The following is an 18,047-nucleotide window of genomic DNA, read 5'->3' as shown; positions in this document are numbered from 1 at the left end:
CGGTCTTTTCAGGTGTTGCCGATTGCATGACACATCTCGGCATTCCCTTCGAAGAGACCTCAGTTGCAATCGTGACGGGCGGCGAATCCGGCATCGGCCGTGCCACCGCCCTGAAGCTGGGGAAACGCGGCGTCCCCGTGGTGCTGACTTTCTTCGAAGATGCGGAAGCGGCCGATGCCGTTGTCTCCGCCATTGCCCAGGGCGGGGGCCAGGCAGCAGCGATAAAGGCGGATGTCAGCGACGAGCAGGCCGTGGAGAACCTCTTCACGCTGGCCGAACAGCGGTTCGGTACCGTCGATCTCCTCATCAACTCTGCCGGTCTGAACATGTCCGGCGTCATGCTGCGGGACATGGCGCTGGCTCAATTCGACCGGCTTGTCCGCGTCGATCTCTACGGACCTTTCCTGAGCTGCCGCCGGATGGTGCGTGCTCTGGAAGATGCGGGACGCGGGGGCCGGATCGTCAACGTGTCTTCGATCCATGAACGCGCGCCGCGTCCAGGCGGGGCGGATTACGACGCCGCGAAGGGCGGGCTGGCACAATTGACCGCCACGCTCGCGCTCGAACTGGCGCCGAAGCATATCGCGGTAAACGGCATTGCCCCCGGCATGATCCTGACGCCGATGAACCAGAGCGCGCTGGACCATCCGGACGAGTTGCAGCGAAAGGAGGCCGCGATACCCTGGGGCCGGGCCGGCACGCCGGAAGAAGTTGCCGATCTCATCCTGTTCCTGCTCTCGCCCGCCGCCGATTACATCACCGGAACGACGGTGACGATCGACGGAGCCCTGTCGCTCACCGTCGCCCAGGGAGCCTGAGCCCATGGTCGCTTATGTGGTGGAGGCGCTGGAGGATGTGACGCTCGACGTGGCGGGGCCTGAGGGGCGGCTCGCCCATCACGATCTGATGAGCCCGTTCGTCTGGACGGAGGGCGAGACATATCGAATGCTCGTCCGCGTGCTGCCGAGCCCGCTGGGGCCGGCCGACCCTACCGGCGTCATCTGGGGCGGCGATTCCGACGACGGATTGCATTTCCGGATGCGCGAAACTCCGGCGATCATACCGGGGCCCAACCCTGATGACGCTGGTGGATGCGAGGACCCGACGGTCGTGCGGGGCGAGGACGGCGCCTATCTCGTTTTCTACACCGGGGTAGACGCCGCACGTCAGCAAGGCTCGCTGCTGGTGGCGAAAGGGCCGGCGCTTACGGATCTTCACGAGCAGCGGGTCATGCTCACGGCGCCGCGCGGCGAGGGCAATATCAAGGAAGCGACCCTCGCGCAGGGGACGGACGGCTGCTTCAGGCTGTTCTACGAATATGCCAGGGACAATGCCTCGCGGATCGGAATGGCGATCGGCCCGACGGTGGAGGGGCCGTGGACCGTGGTGGAGGACCCCTTTTCGATCCGTGAAGAGGGCTGGGACAACTGGCACTTGTCGACCGGCCCGATCGTTCAGCAGGACGGGCGCGACCCGGTGATGTTCTACAACGGCGCCACGATTGACGCGCGGTGGCGGATCGGCTGGATCAGTTTCTCCCCCGACTTCGGCAAAGTGACCGGACGCGGCCTCGAACCTCTCATCATGCCGCCTCCGGCAAGGAGCCGCGATGCGACCGACATCGCCTTCGCGGCCTCTTGCCTCGTGATCGGGGACGATGTCTGGCTGTACTACTCGCTGGAGGACAAGATCCTGCGGCGGGCCCTGGTTCGCAGCTGTCTCTAGAATCATGCCGGAACCGCGCACCTGACCGGATGTTCGCAGCCCTCATCTCGCGCTGGAAGGGCGCTCTGGCGCTGGAAGTTCCTGACCGTCGGACAGGGACGTTGCGGCGGGAGARTGCCCGATCCTTGTTCCCTTGCGCGCCGCGCGCTTAGTCCGCGGTCGCCAGCAATTTGGCGAGCAGCACGCTGAGCTGCACTTGTTCAAACGCATCGAGGCCGCTGACGATGGCGTGCTGGTTGGCTGCCTTCCAGCCCCTCATCGCGGGCGTGCTGCGCCAGCACCTTGCCGACTTGACCCCCGCATGGTGGCTGCACCTCACGGGAACCTTCGAACCCTGCTAGCCGGCGGTTACCCGACGCTTTCCACGTGGAGGCCGGGCTTGCCGGCTTCCAGCGAGAAGCGGGCAATGTCGGCAATCCCCGAATCCTCGCGCCGGGCGTCCGCCAGTCCGCGATAAGTGACGGCAGCCCCGCGGGCATCGATGTCGATCCGGCCGTAGCCGCGCACGTCGTTCTCCGCGAAGGCCAGCCCGTTGGTAGCGGCCAGGCGCTTGAAGTCCGGATCCGGCCGGAGCGAGGTGATCGATCCGCCCACGAATTCGGCGGCGATCGGCGCATCGTCCGGACGGTCGGGATTGCGGATGTCGGCGGCGGCGAAGGCGTGGATGTCCCCGCCCAGCGCCAGCGGGTTGCTGGTTCCGGCCTCGGCCCAGCGGCGGAAGATCCGGTCGCGCGCGGCAGGATAGCCGGACCAGTTGTCCGCCGAGTATTCGGCGGCGCCATCCTCGTAATGCTGAACCGTCTGGCGCATCAGCGTCTGCTGGGTGAGCAGGTTCCACTGCGCAGCGCTCTTGCCCAGGCGCTCGTCCAGCCAACGCTCCTGCGCCGCGCCCAGCATCGTGCGGTAGGGGGTATAGAGGTCCGCGCAATTGCCGATGCGGCTGTGATAAGGCTGGTGCGCCTCGATCAGGCCCTCGGGCTGGCAGGCGTGCGGCCCCCGGTACTGGCGGTCGTCGACGATCTGGAACTGGGCCAGGCTTCCCCAGTCGAGCGTGCGATAGAGCCGCATGTCCGCCCCGCGCGGTGGGCGAGCCCGCAGCGGCTGGTGCTCGTAATAGGCCTGGTAGGCGGCGGCACGGCGGCGCAGGAATGCGGCCGGATCGCCGTTGCCCTGGTCCAGCGCCCCTGCATAGTCGTTGGCCACCTCGTGATCGTCCCAGGTCAGCGCCCAGGGCGCGGCGTGGTGGGCGGCCTGGAGCAGGGGGTCGAGCTTGTAGGTGGCATAGCGGACCCGATAGCCGGCAAGATCCATCGGTTCGGGATTGCGGTGGAGGCGAACCGCGTCCTTCTTGTTGGGCGCGCCTTCGTAGATGTAATCGCCCAGGAAGAGGATCAGGTCCGGGTCTTCTTCCACGACATGGCGCCAGGCCGCGTAGAAGCCGACCTCGTACTTCTGGCAGGAGGCGAAGCAGAGCCGCAGGCGGTCCACGGCGGCGCCGCGTGCMGGGGCCGTGCGCGTGCGGCCCACCGGGCTGGCTTCGCCGCCGGCGATGAAGCGGTAGAAATAGGCCCGGCCGGGTCGCAGGCCCCCAGCCTCGACATGGACCGAATGGCCCCAGCGCGCCTCGGCGCGGGCCACGCCCGAGCGCACGATCCGCGAGAAGCGCTCATCCTCGGAAACCTCCCAGCGCAAGTCCACCGGGGCCGAAGTCATGCCGCCGTCGGGCGCCATGGGCTGCGGCGCGAGGCGGGTCCAGAGAATCACGCTTTCGGGTTCGGGATCGCCCGAGGCGACGCCGAGCGTGAACAGGCCCGGCGGCAGGCCGGCCGCCGCATGTGCACCGATCGAAAACAGCGTCCCCGCGGCCAGCGCGCCTCCCATGACGGCGCGGCGGGAATAGGCGAGAGGGGCGGTGGGGCGGGTTTCGGTCATGATGGCCGGGCTATCGGCATCCAATGTTACCGAACCGTGACAATTGCCAGCAGGCGCCGGTCCCTGCCGAAAAATGGCGAGGCGGCCGCAACGCAGTCGCAGCAAAAAGAAAGCCGGCCTATGGGACCGGCTTGAAAAGTTTTGGGAGAGGATGCCTGAAAGGCCCGTCCTTCTTGCGCCATGTTGCGGTGCAGCGCAATAGACAAAATTGCATGTGCAGTTGCAGCATCGCCAGCGCGTTGCGATCTGCGACATCTGTCGCAAGGCGTCAGACCATCGGGCTGGCCCGACCGTCGCGGTGGTGAAGCAGGGCGTCTACCGTTTCGAGCGCGCGGTGGAGGCGCGGGTGGTCCACGCTGCCGCCGATCGAGAGTCGCACGGCATGGCGCTGGCACGCCGGATCGACGCGGAAGTGCTCGCTGGAGACTGCGGAGATGCCGAGTGGGCGCATCGCGCTCACCAGTTCGTGAGCGCGGGTCTCTCCCTCCAAAGGGATCCAGAGATGATAGCCCGCAGGCGCGGTGCGGTAGGCGCCTGAAGGCAGGGTGGAAGCGACGATGGCCTGCCGGGCCAGGCATTCCTCGCGCACTTCGCCGACGAGGGCGGCCCAGGTGCCGTCGACCAGCCACTGCGTGCACACGGCCATATTGAGCGGCGGCGGCATGATCGTGGTCTCGTGCGTATCCGTGGCAAGGCGCATGGCGTCGCGCAGCAGCGGCGCGCGCAGGTAGGCCACCCGCAGCGCGGGCGAAATCAGCTTGGAGAGGCTGGCGACATGCCAGGTCCGCTCCGGCGCCAGCGCGGCAAGGGCGGGGACATCGGTCCTGTCCAGGCGCGAGTAGGGATCGTCCTCGATGAGGAGAACGTCGTGGCGGCGCGCGATCTCCACGATCCGCTCGCGCCGCTGCCGGCTGAGCGTGCCGGTCGTGGGGTTGTCGTTCTCGGGCACGAGATAGAGCGCGCGGATCGGCTGGGCGGTGCAGGCCCGTTCGAACGCGTCAGGGTCGATACCCTCTTCGTCGCCGGTCAGGGGCACGATGGCCATGCCCAGCCTGCGGCAGATCGCGGTCCAGCCCGGATAGACGAAAGCGCCGGTGCATAACGCGTCGCCCGGCTGGAGGATGGCGCTGGCCACGGCATGGAGCGCCGTCTGCGCGCCGCTGGTGACCACCACATTGTCCTCGTTCGCCTCGATCCCCGATGCACCGAGCCACAGCGCTCCGGCCACCCGGTCCTCGGGCGCGCCGCCTGCGGGCTGATACTGGAGACGGTTGGCGGCAGCCGGTCCGTCCAGCACCTGCTGCAGGCCCTGCGCGAAGCGCCGCGCGAAAGTGCCGGCAGCGGGGACCGGGGGCAGGTTCATCCCGGTATCGAAAGGCGCAACTTCGCTGGAAATACCGCCTGCAGGCCGATTGCGCACGAAGCTGCCGCGGCGACCTTCGGCATCGATCAGCCCCTGCCGCCGCGCTTCGGCATAGGCGCGGGTGACCGTTCCAGTGTCGATGCCGAGCGCTTCCGCCAATTCGCGCTGCGGGGGAAGACGGTCGCCGGGGGCGAGCTTTCCTTGCTCCAGATCGCGCCCGATGGCCGCGCAGATTGCCAGGTAGACAGGCCCGAGGGCCGGGTCGATCTCCGGCAGCCATTTTTGCGATGTGATTTGCATTGACTTTGTATGCATACAAAACCCATATGATGCAATATCGACTCCAGGGACATTTTTCGGATCGGACCATGACGCAGCCGGATACATTGCCGCCCAGCAAGGGACGCTGGATCTTCCATTGCGGGCTGAAGGGCTTGTGTCCGCGCTGCGGAAAAGGCGCGATGTTCCGCAAGTGGCTGAAGTTGCAGGATACCTGTCCCCAATGCGGGTTGGACTACGGCTTTGCAGCGCCCGACGACGGCCCGGCGTTCTTCTCGCTCTGCATCGTCGCCTTTCCTCTGACGTTCTTCGCCGTCTGGCTGCAAGTCGCGTTCGAGCCGCCGTTCTGGGTCCATCTGCTGACCTCGTTCCCGCTGCTGGGGATCGGATGCATCGTGCCGCTGCAATATATCAAGGGCTGGCTGGTCGCCTCGCAATACGTGAACAAGGCGCAGGAAGCCGGGACCGAGAAGCTTTGGGCCGACCTGAACGCAAGGGCGGAAAAGCATGATGCCTGACCGCTACGGCCACGCCGTGATCGGGATGGCGCGCAGTTTCGTGTCGGGATATCTGGAGGCGGCGGGACGAGCCGATCTCTCGCATATGGTGCGCGCGGGCGAGGGGGACGATTTTCCCGAGGTTCGCGCCGCGGTCGAGATGCTCTCGGTGCAGGCCGATGTCCTGCGGCGATATGAGGAAGCGCTGGGCCAATATGCCGATCCCGGTTTCTGGGACGAGGCGACGCCGGGCGGTGCGCTGGCCTTGCACGACAGCGGCCAGATGGCGCGCAATGTGCTGGGCGGCCGGCCGCCGTTCTTCCACCGCGACTGACGGCGATGACATGGCAAAGAGCCCTGCCGGTCCTGCTGGCAGCTGCCGCCCTCGTGTCAGGCTGCGGGGACGACCGGCGCGAGGAGCGCTTGCGCGTGGCCGGACCCGATCCCTCGTTCGAACGCCTCATGACAGTGGCCGACGCCGATTCCGGCGCGCGCAAGTTCCGTCAATGCGCGGCCTGCCATAGCGTGATCGAGGGCGCGATGGACCGCGGCGGGCCCAACCTTTTCGGCGTATTCGGCAAGCGTTTCGGCACCAACAGCACGCGCTACGGTTACACCGCCGCGCTTACCCGCGCGGGCGGAACCTGGGACGCGAAGACGCTCGACACCTGGATCGCCGGGCCTTCCGCCATGATTCCGGGCACGACGATGCAGTTCCCCGGCGTGCCGGACCCGCTCGACCGCGCGGACCTGATCACCTACCTGCGCAGCCAGAAGCCCCAGAGCTAGAGCAGTTTCCCGAAAAGCCGATGCAATCGCCGGCCGGCGTCCCCATATCGCTACCGGGCGGAAGGGCGGATGCAAGGAAAGTCACATGGCCAACGGTTGGGCGCCCGACGGCGCCGTTCAGGACCAGATCGACGACAGCCTCAAGGACGCCGTCTCCATCGCCCGGGCAAGATTGCCGCAGGGTGAGGGGCTGGAGGATTGCGAGGTCTGCGGAGAGACCATTCCCCCCGCCCGCCGCCGTGCACTCCCCGGCGCGCGGACATGCGTTTCCTGCCAGTCCCAGCGCGACAAGCGGCCGGATTTCTCCGGCATCAACCGGCGCGGCAGCAAGGACAGCCAATTGCGCTGAGCACGGCTCCGGCGAGCCGGAACAACTCGGCGCACCACTTCGTTTCCTCGCAAAACGGAGTAGCCCATGGCCGACCACGACAGCGAAGTCTCTACCGTTCCTGCGCTCGATATCGATCGCTACCTCGGAACATGGTTCGAAATCTGCCGCTTGCCTCTCAAGTGGGAGGATGCGCAAGCCCGGGACATTACCGCCACTTATTCCCGCAACCCCGACGGTAGCGTCCGGGTGGAAAACCGCTGCATCGACAAGGAAGGGAATCCGGACCGATCGATCGGGCAGGCCTTCCCGATCGACGGCAGCAATGCGCGCCTGAAAGTCAGCTTCCTGCCCCAGTTCCTGCGCTGGATCCCCTTCACCAAGGGCGACTACTGGGTGCTGCGGATATCCTCGGACTATACGGTGGCGCTGGTCGGCACGCCCGATCGCGACAACCTCTGGCTCCTGTCCCGCACCGCCGATCTTGCGCCGGACGTGACGGCGGACTTCCTGGGAGCGGCCGAGCGCGAGGGCTTCGACTTGTCCGGGCTGATCACGCCGGTTCAGAGCGGATATGCCGTGCCGGAGGCGGCCTTCACCGACTGATGCAGAGGCTTCCCTTGGGCTTGCGGTCATGTATGGTGGAATAAGATAACACCATATGGGATCGATTTTCGACCCGAACCGGGAGCATAAATGTCCAGCAGCCACTGCGATCGCCGTACTTTCGCATTATCCGTGATGGCGCTGCCGCTTCTGGCGCAGGCCGGCGGGGCGGGGGCGGAGCCGGACATTGCGGTGTCGATCGTAAGCTTCGGTGCAAAGGCGGATGGCGTCACCATCAACACCCGCGCCATCCAGGCGGCGATAGACAGTCTCGCCAAACGGGGTGGCGGGACGGTGGTGGTGCCGAAGGGCGTTTTCGTCAGCGGCGCGCTATTTCTCAAGCCGAGAGTCCACCTTCATCTCGCCGAAGGAGCGGTGCTGCGCTGTACCACGCGGATGGAAAATTTCCCGCCGCGCCGCACCCGCATCGAGGGGCATTTCGAGCCCAGCTTTACCCCGGCGCTCATCAATGCGGATGGCTGCCACGGGCTGCGCATCACCGGCAGCGGCACGCTGGACGGTGCGGGACGCCCGGTCTGGGACCGCTTCTGGAAGCTGCGCAATGCCGCGCCCGTTCCCGACGAGTTCCCGAACCTCGGCCTGCCGCGCGCGCGCCTGGCCCTGATCGAGAATTCGAAGAACGTCCTTGTCGAAGGCGTGACCTTCAAGGATTCCCAGTTCTGGAACCTGCACCTCTATCGCTGCGAGGACGTGCTGGTGCGCTATGCGCGCTTCGAAGTGCCGGACGACTATGCCCAGGCGCCCAGTACCGACGGCATCGATGTCGACAGTTGCCGGCAAGTGACGGTGGACGGCTGCACGTTCTCGGTGACGGACGATTGCATCGCCGCCAAGGGATCGAAGGGGCCGCATGCCCTGGAAGACAGGGACAGTCCCCCGGTGGAGGGGCTGCGCGTGCGCAACTGCCACTTCCGGCGCGGCCATCACGCCCTGGCCTGCGGCAGCGAGGCCACGGTCGTGCGCGATGTCGTGATGGAGAACTGCCGCGTGACCGGCAGGATGGTGCTGGCGCGCCTCAAGCTGCGCGCCGACACGCCGCAGCGTTACGAGGATATCCGCTTCCGCAACATCCGCCTGGATCATGCCGAAGGCACGGTCATGGCGGTGGAGCCCTGGAGCCAGTATACCGACCTCAAGGGCATGGCTCCGCCGATGTCATGGGTGCGCGGGCTGGAGTTTTCCGGCATCAGCGGCCGGTTCGGCGCGCTCGGCACGATCAGGCCCAATCCGGGGCAGACGGAAATCCGCGACGTGCTGCTGAAGAACTTCGCTCTGCAACTGGCCGACGGGGAACTCCACGGGCAGGGCGTGGAGGACATCGTGTTCGATCACGTCATGATAAACGGGAAAGTGCGCAAGGCGCCTGCCGCTCAGGGGTAGGATCGCGCCGGCGAGGGCAGTCCCGTCAATTGACGGCGTGCGCTGCCTCTTCGCTGGCCGGAGACTGCAGCGCAGCGCGGGCGCGTTCGAGAGCGGTGGTGAAATCGGCGCGGCGGATGTCCTTGGTGGCGCGAACCAGCTTGCGCAGTTCCTGGGCGGTACGGGCGCGCAGGGTCTCGTCGGCGATACGGTCGAATTGACGGGTCAGCCATTCCACCGAAGCGGGTTTCGCGTTGCGGTGCGAACGGAACGCCAGTTCCACGGGAGGCGCCAGAAACACCAGCGTTGCAATGCCTTCATATGGCGGAAGACCGAACAATTCCACGAACCCTGAACCCTTTTCCTCGATGGCGCCGCGATGCGCTCGAACTATTCATAGGATCGGGTTAGCCAACCCGGTCGCGCGATTGCGACGAACCGTTGACAACGATTGCCGATAGCCGCGCCGGGTAGGGTGAAGGCGTGAAACGCGCAGGGCTTGCGCCGCTTCGGCACGACAATGAGGCCCCGCACGCACCAGCGCGCGAGGCCCAGTCAGGGTCGCACTTTGAATTTCGATGGATCGGTCCCGGAGAGGCCGGGGCCTGACGGTTATGCGGCGGGAACGGTTCGCTCGCCCGCGATCGGCTGGGCGGCATCGAGGCCGCGGTGACAGCTGCGCAGGACCAGGTCGCTCCATTGCGCCATGTTCTCGGTATAAGCGCGCACGGAATCGGTGATGAACGACACCCCGACTTGCGATGCACTGGCCGGATCGCCGGCCTTTGCCATGCCGTCCAGGCAGGTCAGCAGCCGTTCGCGTGCCGTCGAGACCTGGGCCACGATCTGCGCCTGAATTTCCTGGCCGTTTTCGAACATCTGTTCCGCGGCGATCCGCGTGGTCGAGGCGAGGTGCTCGCTCATGGACCTGGCGCGATCGATGCCTTGTTCGAAACCTGCGAACTCAATCATGCTTCATCCTCTGTCCAATAGCTGCTTTCGAAGTCGCGAATGCATCACGTCCGTGCTCGGGGCCTCCAGCGGAAACGCGAGGCCCCCAAGCGCCCTTAGTCTCCGTCCAGCAGGGCCCAGAGCCGCTGCTGCAGGGCAGCCGATTCCGAAGGCGTGAGCGAAGGACGCCCATCCTTKTCCGAGCGTGACCATGACCGGTGCGCCGGTGCCGCGACATACGACGATCCGCGCAGGTTCGTCCGCCCTCTCCTCGAGCCGATGCTCATGACGATCCAGTTCCTCCTCGCAATAAGTCAGCAAGACCGGACGCGCATTCCCTGGCGCTTTGCCGGTGCATTCGGCGATAATCGTATACTTATTATTATTGTATGCCGTTTGGCGTTCTTGCGAGGGCTTATCTACAGTTCGCACTCGGTTTTAAAAAGAGGAAAACTTTGTACGGCCGCGTACAGTGGTTTGGGGTAGCCCGAAAGGGTAACTCTACTGATCGAAAATGAGTATATGTAAAAATACGGTGCTTTTGCAGATACTTGCCTGGCGCGTCGGGAAAGCCGCATCTCAAGGAACCTTGGCGCGCATCGATCGTTGTATTTTCCTGATAAAATGGAATATCTCTTGGTCGGTCCGGCCAGGGGGAGGGCTCTGCCGATGACAGGCGGATTGAAGACGGGAAAGACCTGCAACAAGTTGTTGCTGGGCATGTCGAAAGACGACCGCGGGCGCGTCGAATCGCTGCTGCGCCGGGAGTGGCTTGCCACCCGGCAGTATCTGGAGCGACGCGGCGAACTTCAGGAAAAGGTCTACTTCATCGAATCGGGCGTGGTTTCCAACCTGGAGACCAGCGACATTCCCATACCGCTGGAAGTCGGCGTGGTCGGCTGCGAGGGTATCGTCGGCGCGAGTGCGATCTGCACCCTGCTTCCGCAGCGTGACAGCTGCGTCCAGATCGAAGGAGAGGCGCTTTCGCTGGATCGCGGGGAATTCCAGACCTTGCTGGAAACGAGTCCGTCGCTGCTGCGCTACCTCCTGCGTTACATCCAGACGCAGATCGTGCAGATCAGCCTTGCCGCCAGCGCCGGCGTGCGGGCCACGGTGCAGCAACGCCTGGCGCGCAAGCTGCTGATGTACCACGACCGCATCGGCAACGACGATCTTGCGCTCACGCATGAGGCGATGTCGATCATCCTCGGCGTTCGCCGGGCTAGCATAACCCACGCCATCCACAACCTCGAGGCCGAGCGCTGGATCAGGGCGCAGCGCGGATTGGTGCATATCCGCGACCGCGCAGGCCTGGTGAAGTATTGCGGGCCGTTCTACGGCGTCGCGGAGGCTCGCTACGCCGAGATCATGGGCCACGAATCCTGAGGCTGCCCTTGCCGCGCGCGCTCGAGATGGCCGGAAGCAGATCTCACGCAACTTACGGCCGGCTGATCCATTGTGCCCGCATGGAATTTGCGCACCTGCAGACGGGGAGAACGCCTGTGCACAGTCATGATGCCGTCGCTCTGTTCGTAAGGCGTATCCAGCTGAGAAGCGTGGTTTCCGCCGAGGAAGTGGAAGCGATGCAGCAGCTTGGCGGCCGCCGCGTCCATGCCTCGCGCGGGCAGGATCTGGTTCTTCCGGGCCACGGCGTGAACCATGCGATCCTGCTGGTGGACGGCCTGCTGGCCCGGTTCGACCAGATGGCGGACGGCAAGCGGCAGATCACGGCGCTGCACATCCCGGGCGACATGGCCGATCTGCATTCGGTGCCGATGCCGCTCCCGGCCTGGGGCATCCAGGCGCTGGTGCCCTCGGTCGTGCTGCACATTCCGCACGGCGACCTGCGCAGGCTTGCGGATTCCCGTCCCGCGATTGCCAGGGCGTTCTGGCGCGACACCGTGACGGATGCCTCCATCCTGGCGAAATGGACGGCCAATCTCGGCCGGGCCGATGCCGTCACCCGCACGGCGCACCTGATCTGCGAGATGGGCATGCGGATGGAAGCGCACGGGCTGGACGCGCGGGACGCTTTCGCCCTGCCGATCACCCAGGCCCAGATGGCCGATGCGCTGGGCCTCACCACCGTTCACGTCAATCGCACGGTCTCCGCCTTGCGCCAGGAATGCGGCCTTCTCTTCGAGCAGGGGCGGGTGCGCGTGGAGAACTGGGAAGCCCTGGCCGGTCGCGGCAGTTTCGATCCGGGCTACCTGATGCTCGACGTTCGGGTCTGAGCGCCCGCCGCCGCAAGTCGAGGCGGCAGGATCCATCGACGTGAAAGGGGATAGTGCGGGGCGCCTGCTTGTGCAGGCATCGGCGGAAGACTAGCGGCTTGCGCGGATGGCCGAACAGAGGATGCGCCTGCGATGACCGACGACGAACTGATCGACCATGCCCAGCGGCTTTACGATCTTGCCGCATCGCGGGTGGGGTCGCGCCTCGACCTGATCCATCTTCGCGATCTGGTGCCCGATCTGCTCGACCGGCTGCGCTCCCGGATCGATCCCGACCATGAAGGCGAAGGCGCGGGTTCTTTCTGACATTCGCGGTATTCTTCGCATGGTCCGCGGACGATGGCGAGCAGGAGGGGGCGGCAACGCAGCGCGCCACCGCCCCCCGGTCCATCGTTGTTTAGAGGCGAGGACCGGGCGCGGCCTCTAGAGCGGGTTTGCGCCGACAACAAGCGGGCGGCGGCCATAACCCACCGCCCAGATCGCCGGAAAAGCCCGTCTTGCCGTTCACGCCGGACATGGAAAGGCCGCCCACCGTGCATGGGGGCGGCCTTGATGGAGTGACGGGGCCCGGTCGGGGGTGGGGATTGGGCCCTCGGGGTCTCTGCCTCTTTGAGCAGTCCCGATCTCAACACCCCTGTCGCGAAGAGGTTCCGCCCTTTCGCGGAAAACCGAACATGACGAAGAGTTAATCTGCCGCCCGGATAGCAGTTAAGCCCCGCTTAAGGAGAATTCGGGCTGGACGCGATCCTTTCGAAACGTGGGCTTCGCGCCCCTGGATAACCGCAATGACCCTGATGCAGCCGCTTCTGCCCGTGCCGCCCTCCGTACTCGACGGAGCGGAGGCGCGCGCCGTGGAGGCGAGGCTGCCGGAGCGTTCGGCAGTCCGTCCGGCCACGCGCCTGACGGCATCGGGCCAGGGCGATGTGCTTCGCCGCCATCTCATGGTCGGCCTCACGCTCAGCCTGGTGGCTCTGGGGATGCTGCTGCACCGGGCCGGGCTGCGGATCGACCCCTGGCGTGCGGGTAACCTGCCCTTCTATCTCGCGGGCGCCCTGGCGCTGGCATGCCGCCATTTCCTTCCCCGGATGCGGTGGCGCCATGCGCAGGCCGGTGCGGCGTTCAGTGAATATGCGGCGCTGTTCGCCGCGATCTCGCTGATGGGGGCGGCCGCCAGCTATCCGGTCGCCGCGCTCACGCATGGTTATGCCGATGACGCCCTGCAGCGGATCGACGAGGCGCTGGGGTTCGACTGGCTCGCGCTCTATCGCCAGGTCGTCGCGCATCCCTGGCTCCAGGTGCTGGGGACGACCGCCTATCGCAGCATCTATATCACGCCCGCGCTGCTGCTGTGGTCGGCGGCAAAGTCCGGACAGCGCGAGGCGGCCTATCGCTTCCTGGCCGGTTTCTGGCTGGCGGCGGTCATCACCCTGGGCGTGTTCAGCCTGATGCCGGCGCTGGGGCCGTTCTCGCATTTGTGGCACCAGCCGATCGTCTACATGCCGGAGAGCGAGCTTTGGCAGCCCGGCCTGATCCCGGCGCTGCGGGCACACGGCGTCCATGTGGTGGACCTGGCGCATCTGCGGGGCATCGTTTCGGCGCCGAGTTTCCACACTGCCGCGGCCGTGCTCTACATCGTCGCGGCCTGGCGGATTCCGGGGCTGCGCTGGCCGGTGATCGCCCTGAATGGGGCGATGCTCCTGTCCACGCCGGTGGAAGGCACGCATTATCTGATCGACATGATCCTGGGCGCGGCGGTGGCGGTAACCGCGCTTTTGCTGCTCGAATGGCACGTGCGACGCCTGAAAGCGGGCGCTGTTCGCGGCTCGCGCTGGACGGCTGCGCGACAATATGGCAGCGAGCGTGCCGCTTCGACTTCCGAAGATCGCAGAGAATTCCATATCGGGCCTCCTTCTCGCCAGGCAGAAGGCGGGTGGGCCCCATGATCGGCTGAACGGGACAACATGGCGAACCAGACTGGCAGCACGCGCGCGGGATCGCCGCTTGAACTGACCCTGCGCGGGGTGCTGCTCGGCGGCGTGATCACGCTGCTCTTCACGGCGGCGAACGTCTATCTGGGCCTCAAGGTTGGCCTGACTTTCGCCACCTCGATCCCGGCAGCCGTGATCTCGATGGCGATCCTGCGCGGGTTCAAGGACTCGACGATCTTCGAAAACAACATCGTCCAGACCGTCGCCAGTGCGGCCGGGACGCTGGCGGCCATCATCTTCGTGTTGCCGGGGCTGGTCATGATCGGCTGGTGGCAGGGCTTCCCTTATTGGACCACCGCCGCGATCACCGGGACGGGCGGCATTCTCGGCGTGTTGTTCTCCGTACCGCTGCGCCGTGCGCTGGTGCTGGATACGCCGCTGCCCTATCCCGAAGGCCACGCCGCCGCCGAAGTGCTGCGCGTCGGCTCCGAATCGCGCGAAGGTGCCGAGGAGAGCGCCAAGGGTCTCTCCGTCCTCCTGTGGAATGCGCTGGCGTCCGCCGGCTTCGCGATCCTCACCCAGACGCGCCTTGCCGTGGCGGAAGCCTCGGTCTGGTTCCGCGCCGGGCCCGGTGCGACCGGCATTTCCGGCGGCCTCTCCTTCGCCCTGATGGGCGTGGGGCACCTCGTGGGTATTTCGGTCGGCATGGCCATGTTCCTCGGCCTCGTGGTGGGCTGGTGGGTGCTCCTGCCGATCCTGACCGCGCAGAACCCACTGCCGGGCGGGGCGGAAGTCTGGGCTTCCACCGTATTCTCCGAAAACGTCCGCTTCTTCGGCGCCGGCGTGATCGGCGTGGCTGCCGTCTGGACCTTGCTGCGCATCGCCGGACCGGTGATCGGCGGCGTCCGTTCCGCCCTTGCCGCCAGCCGTGCGCGCCAGGCGGGCGAGAAGCTGGCGGTGGAGGAGCAGGATCTGCCGATCTCCATCGTCTTCATCGGCACGCTCGCCATGCTGGTGCCCATCGCGGTGCTGCTGTGGAGCGTCATCGGCAGCGGACCGCTGGCAGGCTCCGAAATGCTGCTGATTTCCGGCGCGCTGGCCTTCATTCTGGTGATCGGCCTGCTGATCGCGGCGGTCTGCGGTTATATGGCGGGCCTGATCGGTGCGTCCAACTCGCCCGTTTCGGGCATCGGCATCCTCTCGGTGGTGGCGGCCTCGCTCATGCTGGTGGGCCTGTTCGGCCGTGACCAACCGACCGGAACCACCGAGGCGCTGGTGGCCTATGCCCTGATCGTCACCGGCATCGTCTTCGGCGTGGCGACGATCTCGAACGACAATCTCCAGGACCTCAAGACCGGGCAGCTGATCGGCGCGACGCCGTGGAAGCAGCAGGTCGCTCTGGTGATCGGCGTCGTGTTCGGGTCGCTGGTGATCCCGCCGGTGCTGGACCTGCTGAACACCGCCTTCGGCTTTGCGGGCGCGGCCAATGCCGGCCCGAACGCGCTGCCCGCCCCGCAGGCGGCACTGATCTCGACCCTGGCCAAAGGCGTGCTCGGCGGCAATCTCAACTGGACGATGATCGGTTGGGGTGCTGCTGCCGGCGTGGCCTTCATCGTGATCGACGAAGTGCTGGGCGCGATGGGCCGCCTGCGCCTGCCGCCGCTCGGCGTCGGTATCGGCATCTACCTGCCGATGAGCGTGATCCTGCCGACCGTGATCGGATCGGTGCTGGGCTTCTTCTACGACCGCTGGGCCGGGAAGCAGCGCGATCCCGAATTCGCCGAGCGCATGGGCGTGCTCACGGCGACGGGCCTGATCGTGGGCGAAAGCCTCTGGGGCGTCGGTTTCGCCGGGATCGTTGCGGCTTCGGGCAGCGACGCGCCTTTGGCCCTGGTAGGCGACGGCTTCGCCGGACCGGCGCTCGTCGGTGGCACGCTGCTGTTCTTCGTCCTGGTTCATGCGCTCTATCGCCGGACCCGCAAGCTGGTGACTTCGGACTGAAGGCGCTGCCCGGTGCCGCGATCTGCGGCATCGGGAACCGGCAAATCCACTGTCCGTTAGTCAAAGGCTGTCCTTGTCGAGACAGCGACCGCGCCGGCGCCCTCTACGCGCGCCGCGTGATCTGCGTGCTGCGGATCAGCTCTCCATTTCGGTCGCCGAGGCCTTCGCCCGCCTCTCGATCGTTCTTTCGAGGCGCCACCGGAACCCCTGCAAGTGACGGAAACAAAAACCATTTCGGCCTGAAAAATAGAGCCGTAATGAATGTAAATGCGTCTCGTTGAGAACTTCGTGCTCTTCTTTGAAGATGCCGTCTAATCATTGAGAAATAGCGGATTCCGTTGCCCCAAGACGAGATCGGCAGACTTCGCGTCGCTGCTCATGCGCGCGTCGATCTGGCCGTGTTTTGCCTTCCCGTGTCCAATCGCGCAGTCTCTGTGACAAATCGCTTACTTCGCTCGGGAAACTTCGGCTGGAAATCGACGTTGCAGGCCGTAACTAGGTGACATCGCCTAAGTTAAAAACCTGATGGGGACTGGGCCGCTGACGTATTGATGAGTTGGAGGGGCGTAAAAATCCTGTTGCCGTGGCGCCCTAGGTCACGGTGAATAAAACAGAGATTGGTTAGTTGATAAAACTAACCAAGGCGATCTCTTCGGTTCGTCCGCAGACGCGGGCCATCTTCGCGCAACGAACGGCTGTATCGCGCTAGGCGATACTTCAATGCTGGGAGGACCGAGATGGACAAGCGGGTCGAGATCGTGAATCGCGCCACCAAGGCAACAACCAATGCCGTCGCCCGAGCCGGCGAAACCCGCATCCCGATCCCCCTCGATTCCAACGTCAAGATCGACGCCCCGCCCAATTCCGTCGCATCCATGGTCCGCGAGGGCGACGACCTCGTCCTGAAGTTCGCGGATGGATCGATCATTCGTCTTGAGGGCTACTTCGGCTGCTCGCCGGAAGACCTCGGGCAATTGACGCTCGACGATCCCTCCAACGGATCGCAATGGCTGGTGAACTTGAGCGAGGTGTCCTGCGTGGCGCCGGGCGATGTTTCCACCGAGGCGGTCAACTACAACCTGACCCCGCTCGACAGTGCCGCCGCCAGCACGGCCGGTGCCGCCGGCGCGGCGGCGAGCGGCGGAATCAGCAACGGCCTCCTGATCGGTCTGGGCGCGCTGGCCGTTGGCGGCGGTGTCGCTGCGGCTGCCGGCGGCGGCGGTGGCGGTGGCGGCGGCGGAAATGTCGGTAACCCGCCCAGCGACACCACGGCGCCTGCGGTGCCGGTCGTTTCCAGCGGCCTCCAGTCGGGCGGTGCCACCAACGATACGACACCCACCTTCAGCGGCACGGCGGAAGCCGGCTCGACGGTAACCGTCTTCGACAACGGCACACGCATCGGCACAGCCACCGCCGCAGCCAACGGTACCTGGACTTTCACGCCCGGCACGCCGCTCGGCGAAGGCGCCCATAGCCTGACTTTCACGGCCACTGACGCCGCCGGCAACCAGAGCGCCGCCACGCCGGCACGCGGCTTCACCGTGGACACGGCCGCGCCCGCAGCGCCCGCCGTCACCGGCGGCCTCGCGCCGGGCGACGCGACCAATGATACGACGCCGACATTCACCGGCACGGCGGAGGCCGGATCGACCGTAACGGTCTTCGACAATGGCACGTCCATCGGCACGGCGACGGTCGGCCCCGACGGCACCTGGACCTTTACGCCCGCCGCCCCGCTTGGCGAGGGCGCGCATAGCCTGACGTTCACCGCCACCGATCCGGCAGGCAACCCCAGCGCCGCCACGCCGGCGCTCGGCTTCACCGTGGACACGGCTGCGCCTGCTGCGCCGGTGCTATCCGACCGACGGCACCACGATCTCCGGCACGGCCGAGGCCGGCGCCRCGATCGGCCTCGATACGAATGGCGATGGCACGCCTGACGCGACCACCACGGCCGGTGCAGACGGCACCTGGAGCATCACGCTGCCGGCCCCGCTCGGCAACGGCACCGTCGTCAGCGCCACGGCCACTGAC

At 66.1% G+C, this 18,047-nt stretch carries 18 protein-coding genes and 1 pseudogene; 15 read left to right on the top strand and 4 right to left on the bottom strand.

The genetic code is table 11. From position 1 onward, the window contains the following. The first annotated feature begins 26 nt into the window (after positions 1-26). Positions 27-818, top strand: a complete 792-nt coding sequence (locus tag AB4Z00_RS23755; RefSeq protein WP_442047475.1) for an SDR family NAD(P)-dependent oxidoreductase — start codon at positions 27-29, stop codon at positions 816-818. Between the two features lie 4 nt (positions 819-822). Further along, positions 823-1,725 (top strand): glycosidase, encoded by a 903-nt coding sequence (locus tag AB4Z00_RS23750; RefSeq protein WP_442047474.1) that lies wholly within the window; start codon positions 823-825, stop codon positions 1,723-1,725. A gap of 348 nt (positions 1,726-2,073) precedes the next feature. On the opposite strand, the gene AB4Z00_RS23745 is transcribed toward AB4Z00_RS23750, so the two are convergent. Beyond that, positions 2,074-3,657 (bottom strand): alkaline phosphatase D family protein, encoded by a 1,584-nt coding sequence (locus AB4Z00_RS23745; RefSeq protein WP_442047473.1) that lies wholly within the window; start codon positions 3,655-3,657, stop codon positions 2,074-2,076. A 268-nt stretch (positions 3,658-3,925) separates the two neighbouring features. Then, positions 3,926-5,320: an aminotransferase-like domain-containing protein gene (locus AB4Z00_RS23740; RefSeq protein ID WP_442047472.1), complete on the bottom strand. Its 1,395-nt coding sequence runs from the start codon at positions 5,318-5,320 to the stop codon at positions 3,926-3,928. 68 nt (positions 5,321-5,388) lie between these two features. Here AB4Z00_RS23740 and AB4Z00_RS23735 point away from each other — a divergent pair, with 68 nt between their 5' ends. From AB4Z00_RS23735 to AB4Z00_RS23710, 6 genes are all read left to right on the top strand, one after another. After that, on the top strand, positions 5,389-5,817 hold the full coding sequence (locus AB4Z00_RS23735) for a DUF983 domain-containing protein (protein WP_132269318.1): 429 nt from the start codon (positions 5,389-5,391) through the stop codon (positions 5,815-5,817). Further along, a complete protein-coding gene (locus AB4Z00_RS23730; RefSeq protein ID WP_442047471.1) occupies positions 5,807-6,130 on the top strand; it encodes a hypothetical protein in 324 nt (107 codons plus the stop codon). The genes AB4Z00_RS23735 and AB4Z00_RS23730 overlap by 11 nt, the downstream gene beginning before the upstream one ends. A 5-nt stretch (positions 6,131-6,135) precedes the next feature. Beyond that, positions 6,136-6,585: a c-type cytochrome gene (locus AB4Z00_RS23725; RefSeq protein WP_442047470.1), complete on the top strand. Its 450-nt coding sequence runs from the start codon at positions 6,136-6,138 to the stop codon at positions 6,583-6,585. A gap of 85 nt (positions 6,586-6,670) precedes the next feature. Further along, positions 6,671-6,934, top strand: a complete 264-nt coding sequence (locus AB4Z00_RS23720; RefSeq protein WP_132269322.1) for a DksA/TraR family C4-type zinc finger protein — start codon at positions 6,671-6,673, stop codon at positions 6,932-6,934. A gap of 66 nt (positions 6,935-7,000) precedes the next feature. Then, the gene (locus AB4Z00_RS23715) at positions 7,001-7,519 is read left to right on the top strand and encodes a lipocalin family protein (RefSeq protein ID WP_442047469.1); all 519 of its coding nucleotides are present in this window, start codon (positions 7,001-7,003) and stop codon (positions 7,517-7,519) included. Positions 7,520-7,609: 90 nt separating this feature from the next. After that, complete coding sequence (locus tag AB4Z00_RS23710) at positions 7,610-8,920, top strand: glycoside hydrolase family 28 protein (RefSeq protein ID WP_442047468.1); 1,311 nt, start codon at positions 7,610-7,612, stop codon at positions 8,918-8,920. A gap of 25 nt (positions 8,921-8,945) precedes the next feature. On the opposite strand, the gene AB4Z00_RS23705 is transcribed toward AB4Z00_RS23710, so the two are convergent. Together AB4Z00_RS23705 and AB4Z00_RS23700 are read right to left on the bottom strand one after the other, a co-directional pair. Continuing rightward, the gene (locus AB4Z00_RS23705; RefSeq protein WP_442047467.1) at positions 8,946-9,245 is read right to left on the bottom strand and encodes a hypothetical protein; all 300 of its coding nucleotides are present in this window, start codon (positions 9,243-9,245) and stop codon (positions 8,946-8,948) included. Positions 9,246-9,511: 266 nt separating this feature from the next. Further along, positions 9,512-9,871, bottom strand: coding sequence for a hypothetical protein (locus AB4Z00_RS23700; RefSeq protein ID WP_442047466.1), 360 nt, complete (start codon positions 9,869-9,871; stop codon positions 9,512-9,514). Positions 9,872-10,519: 648 nt separating this feature from the next. On the opposite strand from AB4Z00_RS23700, the gene AB4Z00_RS23695 reads away from it, so the two are divergent. The 7 genes and pseudogenes from AB4Z00_RS23695 to AB4Z00_RS23665 all read left to right on the top strand — a co-directional run. Next, positions 10,520-11,236, top strand: coding sequence for a Crp/Fnr family transcriptional regulator (locus tag AB4Z00_RS23695; protein WP_314468500.1), 717 nt, complete (start codon positions 10,520-10,522; stop codon positions 11,234-11,236). A gap of 116 nt (positions 11,237-11,352) precedes the next feature. Further along, complete coding sequence (locus tag AB4Z00_RS23690; RefSeq protein WP_442047465.1) at positions 11,353-12,084, top strand: Crp/Fnr family transcriptional regulator; 732 nt, start codon at positions 11,353-11,355, stop codon at positions 12,082-12,084. Positions 12,085-12,216: 132 nt separating this feature from the next. Then, positions 12,217-12,390 carry a hypothetical protein gene (locus AB4Z00_RS23685; protein WP_442047464.1) on the top strand — a complete coding sequence of 58 codons (174 nt, stop codon included), beginning with the start codon at positions 12,217-12,219 and terminating at the stop codon, positions 12,388-12,390. Positions 12,391-12,869: 479 nt separating this feature from the next. Next, positions 12,870-14,027: a phosphatase PAP2 family protein gene (locus AB4Z00_RS23680; RefSeq protein ID WP_442047463.1), complete on the top strand. Its 1,158-nt coding sequence runs from the start codon at positions 12,870-12,872 to the stop codon at positions 14,025-14,027. 18 nt (positions 14,028-14,045) lie between these two features. Further along, complete coding sequence (locus tag AB4Z00_RS23675) at positions 14,046-16,013, top strand: OPT family oligopeptide transporter (protein ID WP_132269333.1); 1,968 nt, start codon at positions 14,046-14,048, stop codon at positions 16,011-16,013. 737 nt (positions 16,014-16,750) lie between these two features. Then, positions 16,751-17,953 carry an Ig-like domain-containing protein gene (locus tag AB4Z00_RS23670; protein WP_442047462.1) on the top strand — a complete coding sequence of 401 codons (1,203 nt, stop codon included), beginning with the start codon at positions 16,751-16,753 and terminating at the stop codon, positions 17,951-17,953. Further along, a pseudogene (locus tag AB4Z00_RS23665) lies at positions 17,889-18,029 on the top strand (hypothetical protein); the annotation flags it as partial. The gene AB4Z00_RS23670 and the pseudogene AB4Z00_RS23665, both read left to right, overlap by 65 nt. Positions 18,030-18,047: the final 18 nt, after the last annotated feature.

Origin of the sequence: Novosphingobium sp. YAF33, from assembly GCF_052113265.1 — a bacterium.
GTDB lineage: Bacteria > Pseudomonadota > Alphaproteobacteria > Sphingomonadales > Sphingomonadaceae > Novosphingobium.
This window is presented reverse-complemented; position numbering and strand designations above follow the sequence as displayed.

Coding starts and splice junctions, on each gene's coding strand:
- AB4Z00_RS23755 (WP_442047475.1), top strand. CDS start 27: ATGACACATCTCGGCATTCCCTTCGAAGAGACCTCAGTTGCAATCGTG.
- AB4Z00_RS23750 (WP_442047474.1), top strand. CDS start 823: ATGGTCGCTTATGTGGTGGAGGCGCTGGAGGATGTGACGCTCGACGTG.
- AB4Z00_RS23740 (WP_442047472.1), bottom strand. CDS start 5,320: ATGCAAATCACATCGCAAAAATGGCTGCCGGAGATCGACCCGGCCCTC.
- AB4Z00_RS23735 (WP_132269318.1), top strand. CDS start 5,389: ATGACGCAGCCGGATACATTGCCGCCCAGCAAGGGACGCTGGATCTTC.
- AB4Z00_RS23730 (WP_442047471.1), top strand. CDS start 5,807: ATGATGCCTGACCGCTACGGCCACGCCGTGATCGGGATGGCGCGCAGT.
- AB4Z00_RS23725 (WP_442047470.1), top strand. CDS start 6,136: ATGACATGGCAAAGAGCCCTGCCGGTCCTGCTGGCAGCTGCCGCCCTC.
- AB4Z00_RS23720 (WP_132269322.1), top strand. CDS start 6,671: ATGGCCAACGGTTGGGCGCCCGACGGCGCCGTTCAGGACCAGATCGAC.
- AB4Z00_RS23715 (WP_442047469.1), top strand. CDS start 7,001: ATGGCCGACCACGACAGCGAAGTCTCTACCGTTCCTGCGCTCGATATC.
- AB4Z00_RS23710 (WP_442047468.1), top strand. CDS start 7,610: ATGTCCAGCAGCCACTGCGATCGCCGTACTTTCGCATTATCCGTGATG.
- AB4Z00_RS23700 (WP_442047466.1), bottom strand. CDS start 9,871: ATGATTGAGTTCGCAGGTTTCGAACAAGGCATCGATCGCGCCAGGTCC.
- AB4Z00_RS23695 (WP_314468500.1), top strand. CDS start 10,520: ATGACAGGCGGATTGAAGACGGGAAAGACCTGCAACAAGTTGTTGCTG.
- AB4Z00_RS23685 (WP_442047464.1), top strand. CDS start 12,217: ATGACCGACGACGAACTGATCGACCATGCCCAGCGGCTTTACGATCTT.
- AB4Z00_RS23680 (WP_442047463.1), top strand. CDS start 12,870: ATGACCCTGATGCAGCCGCTTCTGCCCGTGCCGCCCTCCGTACTCGAC.
- AB4Z00_RS23675 (WP_132269333.1), top strand. CDS start 14,046: ATGGCGAACCAGACTGGCAGCACGCGCGCGGGATCGCCGCTTGAACTG.